This window comes from Endozoicomonas sp. (genome assembly GCF_031844845.1).
In the GTDB taxonomy this organism is placed as follows: Bacteria; Pseudomonadota; Gammaproteobacteria; order Pseudomonadales; family Endozoicomonadaceae; genus Endozoicomonas.
The window spans coordinates 1-8,368 of sequence record NZ_JAVRMB020000051.1; the positions used below are offsets into that span (position 1 = coordinate 1).

Annotated in this window: 6 protein-coding genes; 4 read left to right on the top strand and 2 right to left on the bottom strand. The window is 43.7% G+C overall.

Annotated elements, in window-relative coordinates:
- Positions 1–383: 383 nt before the first annotated feature.
- Positions 384–599 (top strand): hypothetical protein, encoded by a 216-nt coding sequence (locus RM811_RS02230; RefSeq protein WP_402520345.1) that lies wholly within the window; start codon positions 384–386, stop codon positions 597–599.
- A 95-nt stretch (positions 600–694) separates the two neighbouring features.
- On the opposite strand, the gene RM811_RS02235 is transcribed toward RM811_RS02230, so the two are convergent.
- Positions 695–1,006: a hypothetical protein gene (locus tag RM811_RS02235; protein ID WP_402520354.1), complete on the bottom strand. Its 312-nt coding sequence runs from the start codon at positions 1,004–1,006 to the stop codon at positions 695–697.
- A 1-nt stretch (position 1,007) separates the two neighbouring features.
- Here RM811_RS02235 and RM811_RS02240 point away from each other — a divergent pair, with 1 nt between their 5' ends.
- Both RM811_RS02240 and RM811_RS02245 read left to right on the top strand, forming a co-directional pair.
- Positions 1,008–1,700, top strand: a complete 693-nt coding sequence (locus RM811_RS02240; protein ID WP_402520353.1) for an IS6 family transposase — start codon at positions 1,008–1,010, stop codon at positions 1,698–1,700.
- A 40-nt stretch (positions 1,701–1,740) separates the two neighbouring features.
- Positions 1,741–1,902 carry a hypothetical protein gene (locus RM811_RS02245; RefSeq protein WP_402520347.1) on the top strand — a complete coding sequence of 54 codons (162 nt, stop codon included), beginning with the start codon at positions 1,741–1,743 and terminating at the stop codon, positions 1,900–1,902.
- 184 nt (positions 1,903–2,086) lie between these two features.
- On the opposite strand, the gene RM811_RS02250 is transcribed toward RM811_RS02245, so the two are convergent.
- Entirely contained in the window at positions 2,087–5,539 is a 3,453-nt protein-coding gene (locus RM811_RS02250) for a hypothetical protein (protein ID WP_402520349.1), read from the bottom strand.
- A gap of 1,283 nt (positions 5,540–6,822) precedes the next feature.
- Between RM811_RS02250 and RM811_RS02255 the strand changes: the two genes are divergently transcribed.
- Positions 6,823–7,773, top strand: a complete 951-nt coding sequence (locus RM811_RS02255; RefSeq protein WP_402520351.1) for a hypothetical protein — start codon at positions 6,823–6,825, stop codon at positions 7,771–7,773.
- The last annotated feature ends 595 nt before the right edge of the window (positions 7,774–8,368 follow it).

Consider the following 8,368-nt stretch of genomic DNA (forward strand, 5'->3'; position numbering starts at 1 on the left):
ATGATCAGACAGGTATTGAGACCATGGAGTTGTTTGGTATAAGAGATCTGCGGGAGCGGATGGGTGATCTCTCCCGTACTGCAGAAGCCGGAAAGCTTGCCGTGATTACCAGGCACGACAGACCCCTGATGGCAGGCATTCACAAAGGAACAGCAAAGGAACAGGACATCCATAAATTTACTATCCGCATAGATTCGACCAACGTTTTAATTAAGTTTTCACCCTGGATTTATGGATGTCCTCGTTCTCTTTTCCTCGTTCTCTCACCCTGGATTTATGGATGTCCTCGTTCTCAATAGAGAGGAATAGGACAGAGAGGAATAGGAGAGGAATAGGACATCCAGTGCGCCGAGATAAATCGGCAGAAGATAGGCAGCATTTAGGTGCCTGATGTTGGTTTCGATTGGGTCGAAGAAAGGAACAGGAACAGGAAAAGAAAGGAACAGGACATCCACAAAGGAAGGAACAGGAAGGAACAGGACATCCACAAAGCAGGAAAGGAACAGGAAAGGAACAGGACATCCATAAATTTACTATCAAAAGGAACAGAAAAGGAACAGGACATCCATAAATTTACTAAAGGAACAGGACATCCATAAATTTACTATCCGCATAGATTCGACCAACGTTTTAATTAAGTTTTCACCCTGGATTTATGGATGTCCTCGTTCTCACTCGTTCTCAGCGCTCGTTCTCAGCGTAGAAAAATTATAGGCATAGAACAAGGCGCTGGCTCCCACATAAACCGGCCCCCCAGCATCAGCAGTGTACCCGTATTGATTAACTTAACACCCGTTAGCCCGGGTTGCCGGGTTACCTGATGCACCATGCGGGCAACATTGTTGATGCCATTGGTACAACCGTATTCTGTAGCCTGGGCAAGGGGCTTGGCCACCTTCTCAAAGCCATTGGCTAGCACCTCAATGGAGGGCTCTGCAACGGTTCTGTTGCAAACTCGCCAGCTGGTGAAGAGTAATAGTACTATCTTCACCATTGCTGCTATCAAGATGGACCCTGAAATGGATTTCTCCGGTCGCCACTTTCCAAAAGATGTCATTCTTCAGGCTGTTCGCTGGTATTTACGATTCTGTTTGAGCTACCGGGATCTTAAGGAAATTCTGGAAGAACGGGGTATTCAGCTGGATCACACAACACTCTATCGATGGGTTCAGAAATATGCTCCCCAGCTTGAAGCTGAACACCGTAAACGTCGCAAGGTGAGCGGCACTTCTTGGCGAATGGACGAGACCTATATAAAGGTCAAAGGGGAGTGGACCTATCTCTATAGAGCTGTAGATACCCAGGGCCAGACCGTGGATTTCCTGCTCACCAAGAAGCGTGACCAGAAGGCAGCACTCCGTTTTTTCAGAAAGACTATCCGGCTCAACGGCATGCCAGATAAGGTCACCATCGACAAGAGCGGATCTAACACAGCGGCACTCGACGAGCTCAACCAAGAGCAGGTAAAAGCCGGGAAACCGAAGATCGAGGTTCGCCAGATCAAGTACCTGAATAACCTGGTAGAGCAGGATCATCGAGGCGTGAAACGGCGAACCCGCCCCATGCTCGGGTTTCAGAGTTTCAAGACAGCCCGGAGAGCACTGAAAGGTGTGGAGTTATGTCACATGATTCGCAAAGGCCAGTATGACAAAACCCAATCCGCCAGTGACTGGGATTACTTTTATTCCCCCGAAGGATAAATGTGTCTGGGGGATAGGTTTTTATGGTCTATCGAAATATTTGCAACGGAACCTGATTAAGTGCCGGTGCGATGGCAGCAACACCAGCAACTATGAAAACGCGGAATATGACCGGCTCTATGACCGGATGAAAAAATTGCCAAATGGACCGGAAAGGCTTTCAGCCATCAATCGTATACTGGCCATTGTCCAGAACTTCTGAATAGCAGGCCATTGAGGACTCATGTTTAGGTTTGGAGGCTCAGTTCAGGTTAAGTGTTGGTATACGCCCCAAAGCCAGTAACGCCGCGAAATTCTCGAAATTACTGAGTCCCTCGCTACAGCATGCTTTCAGCGACTTGTGGAAAAACACCAACACTTAACCTGAACTGAGCCGGTTTGGACATTCAGGAGAGGCGAAGGGGGTATAGAGGGGGGGTGGCTTTAGCTCTCATCACTTCGGCGCAGGTTTTAAATATCATGTTGGTCAGCGTCAGCAGAACAAATGTGGAACCATCGGCAGACAGATTAATTCCACCCTTTGAATCATGAAAGTGTGTCGGATATATATGACCGAACACATTGCCATCCGGGTACAGTTCCGGGCTCAGTTGCCCACTATTAACATCAGCGCTGAAGCAATCGTGGTTAATCGTTTCGTCACCGGGCTTATCTGAAGGTTGCCTTGCGGTCCAGTAAAGCACCTCCCTGGCTGCCCGAGTTAAACATTGGTCATAATCCGGGACATTGAGCTTCAACAGTGTTTGCAGATCAGGTTCCGCCAGTGCCAGCCCCCTTAGAAAGTGTTTGAAGATCGTTTCAATAAAACGTTTCAGCAGGTTCACTGCGTCTTTATTTTTATAATGATAACCCGGTGCGTCCTGATACAAACGTGATCGCAGCAGGACGGCAGATAACAGTATTTCTGCCATGCAGTTAGCAAAGGCTGCCCGCTGTATGACGCCTTCCGGGTGCGTATTTTGACAACGCAGCGGGGTGTTGAAATAACTGCTGACCTTCCCGAAGGACTCATAGTCACCAAGATCCCGGAAACCGTCCCAGCCAAAATCCGGTTTATCGGTTGCCGTGGTGTTCCAGGCTCTAAATGAGCCGGGGTAAGCGTGCCTTTTATGGAGTAACCCCTTGTTATAACCTAATAATCCATGCAGATAGAACCAGGGACGGTACTGTTTGCGATTGTGAAATGCGGGCAGTATCGACGTGTACAGTAAACCGCGATTCATAAGCCATGCGGTATCATGCATGGCCTTGTATATTCCCTTTACCGATCTGTCATAGGGGGTTTCGGAACCGGTGTCCTTTGCATGTGCGTAAGTGCAGTAATCCGGTGATGCCCGGTAGCAATAGGCATTTACATATTTTTTGCCCTCGATATCCACAATAGCCAGGGAATCATGGAATCCAGACACATCAGGTAGCTGCGTAACCGGGATTCTGATGAACGCTTTAAAATAGGGAACATCACTATGCAAGTTGTCTCTCAGTGACGCTTGATCCAGAAACTGGTGCACAAACCCCTCTTGCATTAATACTTCCAGCGGTTCTCCTTGCCTTTGCAGTTTAAAATAGAGGTGCTGGCCATGTTCTGGCAGCTTCAGGGTTCGTCCACCGACGATGATCGTCCCTTTCGGGAATGATCCTCTCCATTCTTGCAGGGTATTGGCGTCAGTGCTTTTCAGTTCCTGCTCTATAAACTGTTCCAGACGTACAGCAATATCCCCATGGTCAGGGGCAAACGTTCTCGCCTGATAGCAAGCAGTTATCAGGTCAATGGAAAACGGATTGTACAGCTGATGCACCAGAGGATTAGAATCAGTGAGTAACCTGGCTGACTCATCGGTAGTGAACGGCATTTTTCCTGTCGGGTACAAAAAATGCAGTAATTGCTGCTTGATACCATGAGTCAGAAAGCCATGGGTCATTACGTCCAATTGGTTATTAATACTGCTAAGCATGTAAGACCTGAGCGCATTGATTATGCGCGTTTGGATATTTATAAGGGCCGTGCCTCTGGGGATTCGCGGCAATGAGGTTATGTCACATTGCCTTGTTATTTTATCCCATAAAGCAGGAGGAATATGAGCTATCTGTTCTAATGGGGACTTATGATGCTCTATAGAAAGTAGGCAAAGCTCCAAATTTTTTAACGAGTGGGGGATCTTTTTAAGATCACGTCCATGTTTCAGAGCGTCTTTGCACAAATCCTGATTCAGGAATGGTTTAGGAATGAGTGAAAAATCGTACCGACTTTTGATAAAAGCTTCCTGAAACTGAGCTCTATACTTTTTTTCTCTTGGAAAACAAACAATTGCTCGATAATTATCCTGGAAAATACTGAGATAAAAATTTTCTGTTTTGTAGTTGTCAGGAATCGATTTAAACGCAGAGATAACCCCAATCCCAAACTTACTCTTGCAGGCAATCCTGCACAATTCCTCATCTCTACTTTCTAGCGGGACATATTGTAAATTAGCACCAGATTCCTTACAGATAGCAACGTATAGATCTCTGCTTATCAGTTCTTTGGGAAGGTGATTAACGATGTCAGCAAACCTGTTATTACGAAAAACATCAAGAAAAAAATCAGTGGTTTGATACTTTTCATTAAGATCAGTAATCCTACCTTTATTAACATAATGTCTAAAATTATAGGAAACTTCGGCGCACCATAAGGCATAGTCTCCTGGCCCGGAATAATATTGAATGGCGCTAGGAAAGGTTTTACAGGCTACCTTGACCATGTCCATGGTGATTAGCGCTTCCGGAATTGAATCGATAAATTGTCCATGTTTTTCACACGCTTGGTAGGCTAGCAAGGCGAACTCTTCTGATCTGTAGGTATAGGGTTTAGGTAAAAAAGAAAAAGCAGAATAATCGCGTTTACAGGCTAGCAAGCAAAGTTTTTCTGTTTTATATTTTTCAGGTACAAACATTAAGTCAGTACCATTATTTTCACAGGCTGTCCAGCAAAGACTTTCTGTTTTATATGAATCAGGTACGACTTTTATAGCAGAATCAAAGTTTTTACACACAAACTTCAAGAAACCATCACAACACTTTATTTCATCTGGCAAGTGTCTAAAATTCTCTATGGAGTTACAGAATGTGGTGAGGCTGTATAAAGTAACATTGTGCTTAATTATACATTGTTTGCATTCATCTGGAAAATCTAAAAATAGGTAATATTCTCCGCAAAAATAAGCATTAAGCCAATCATTAGGAATATTTTCTTTTTCCCCTCCAGTCTGCAGCAATATTCTTAAGAGATCTGGCGTTCTGTATTGTTGTGGTACTGTATTAAGATCATTACTTTTACCTTCTAGCAAATCGATTATTTCAATATATGCGCAAGGCCTGATTCTGAGAAGTTTTGGTTTTATACGTTCAAACAAATCGTATTTTAAAATCACGTTCAGGTCACAATCAAGATAGTTTCTTATGAATGATATAGAGATAGAGAGTAATTTATAATGCTTTTGATCTTCAGCTGCCAAGTGATCTGCCATTGAGTTCCCTGCAGCATCTCCGGGTATCTTAATTGAGTATTTTATTTCAGGGCTTATTACTTTTACTTTTTGTCCATCTCCATGTAAAATTGAGTCCTCTGATGTTTTGCCCGCCATTTCCCTGAAACTATTCTGGTAGACTCTGTTTACTTTATTAGTATTAGTGGGATCGGCTTCTGCCCTCTCCAGATGTTTTTCTGTTTCAAACAAAATCTTAATTGAAGCATTAGAGCCTGAACCTCCACTTTCAGCATCGTCTTGAGCTACCCCAATACCTTCGGATTTTTTATCGAATGTACTCTTACATCCTGTAAAACTTTTATTATCGTGCACTGAAGCTCCATATGTCATAAATAACTCCGTCCCTTTCGCAGGTTGGCTGATCAGCTTTAAGGTTTCTCAGGTGGCTTTAATACTTCTCGAGTTTAGAGAATTGCATGCACAAATGTGCAGATTATTTCGATTTCCCGCAGCCCTTGCAGCACAACGGATAAACAGGGCGTTTTTCGGGTTTTCAAATTTGAGTAACAGTGAAATTGACCTGAATTATCGTATTTTTGTCAAATCCATCTTACTCAATAACTCCAAAGTACGGGTCATATAGCGGTAATAGGCAATTTCATTCTGATACGAATTCATAAAGCCCCGTATTTAGCGGGCTTCAAGAAGCATGACCGTACAAGTAATTCTCTAAACTCGAGTAATACTTAACATCCTACCTGAATCAGTGACTTCTTGATTAATCTATGCGAGTTCTTGATTAATCTATGCGAGTTTATCGTCATTAGTGCCTGTCCGGAAACCTTGAATCCCTTGAAAACACAAGCACGCAACCAAGCGTAGCTGCTAAATATTTCTCTGCTTGATTAATCTATGCGAGTTTATCGTCATTAGTGTCTGTCCGGAAACCTTGAATCCCTTGAAAACAGAAGCACGCAACCAAATATAGCTGCTAAATATTTCTCTGCTTGGCTACTGATTCCGGAAATTATGCGCAAACCCATCAATTTCGGGAAAAGCTATTTTTGTAACTTCTCAAAAAGCACTGGCAAACGATAGTTCCATAAACCTGATGGGTAAGCATACCAATGTTGATGTACGATAGTTCGCCAGGCGGCTGCGTTACCCCCATGAATTCTCTGGCGGGCAGCGTCAGCGCATCGCTATAGCCCGGGCGATGGCGGTAGGAAAGGAATAGGAAAGGAATAGGAGGAAAGGAATAGGACATCCATAAATTTACTAATCATAAAAATTGAACCAACGTTTTACTGAAGATTTTACTCTGGATTTATGGAAGACCTGTTTATTCTCGTGGATGTCCTGTTTATTTTTCTGGATGTCCCGTTAATTCCTAATTCCCGTTAATTCGAATTCGTGGATTTATGGATGTCCCGTTAATTGCTGATTGCTTTAATGACCAGGGTCAACCTTTGCCTCGTCCCGGTGGACAGCTTTAATATCGTCCAGTAATCTGATCTTGTTTACCTTTTCTGCCGAAAAATCCCGGGGTTGTCATCGACTGCTGATGCCTTGATCAAAAAACTGGGAACTTATTTTTTATCAAGTGATCGAAAATATCTGATAGCAAACTATCGCCTACTTAGGAGTTATCAGAAATGAAACAAGCTAATTTTCCGCCACCGTACAGTCCCTCTACTGGTCTTAACGGTTCTGCTTATGGTACCACAACAGGCGTGGTTGCATCAGCGCCTGGGGTTTCTGTGCTTACTGATGCTGAGAGAATGACAAGGCTTCAAGGTCTGGCGCAGAGATATGAACTCTCTGGTGGTGCGGTATGTAAACTTCGTCAGCTTGAGGACTATGATATTGTTATCGTCGCTGATGATAGCTCCTCCATGACAAGTCTTGCGCATGAAGTTCCTAAAGATAACCCATACGCCATGGTTCCCACTCGTTGGCAAGAGCTTTGTTCCCGTGTTGCTGATATTGTCGAATTTGCAACAGCACTTGATAAAGATGGTATCGATATATACTTCCTGAATGGTGGCAAGCACTTAAATATTACGCAACCGGAAGAAGCCAGACGTCTTTTCGAAAAAACCCCGAATGGCTACACTCCCCTGAAAAAGACCTACCAGCAAGTGATAAGTGACAAGCTCCGAAGCCCGGATGATAAAGTGCTTATTCTTGTGGCTACCGATGGTGAACCAAATGTTTTAAAGGGGAACCGGTGGTGCAAAGATACCCAAGGATTTATCGACTGTTTAACGAAGCGAGAAGACCCTGCTCGTTGCCCAACTTCGATTATGGCATGCACGGACAATAAGGAGGAAATCGGCTGGTTAAATAAGTTAGATGACAGTGCTCCTTATTTGGATGTTTTGGATGACTATGAGTCTGAAAAAAATGAAGTATTAACGGCTCAGAAAAATAAAATCAGCTTTAGTAAAGGTGATTACATTGTGAAAACCTTGTTGGGTCCGATTGACGAACTTTATGACAATCTGGATGAAAAACGGCTTACCCGAAAACAGCTGGCTGAGTATCGAGGAGAAGAACCTCCTCCTGAGAGGCGTTTCAGGCTAAACAAGTGTACTGTTTTGTAAAACCTGGAAACTTGCTTCTCAGACACCTCGATTTGAATTTTGACCTCCGTTCATCCTGAGCTCGTCGAAGGGTGTTTGGTACGGACTTGATTGTCGGCCTCGGAGTTTTGTCCTTCGACGGGCTCAGGACGAACGGGGTCTGAGTTAAATAGGGACGTTGTTTTAGCACAAATGCTCATGACGATTGTTCGTCACCCTCGGGATGAAAGATTTAGCCACGGAGACACGGAGGAAAAGCTTTTTCTCTTCTCCGTGTCTCCGTGGCAATTTTCTTTCTTGGCAAATCCTAAATGGAGCTATGCTTCCGTTCTTGAATGAGTGATGGGTTAGGATGTTATTTAATTACAAATCCTTAAAACCCAGATGAACTTGAGAACTATTTAGACAATGGTCAATGGACTGCCCAATCCATTGAAGAGCGAAAAGCCAGGCTGGTGGAGTTTGCTCTAAAGCCAAAAGAACAGGACATCCATAAATTTACTAATCATAAAAATTGAACCAACGTTTTACTGAAGATTTTACTCTGGATTTATGGAAGACCTGTTTATTCTCGTGGATGTCCTGTTTATTCATTCTGAAAACGAGAGTAGAGCAG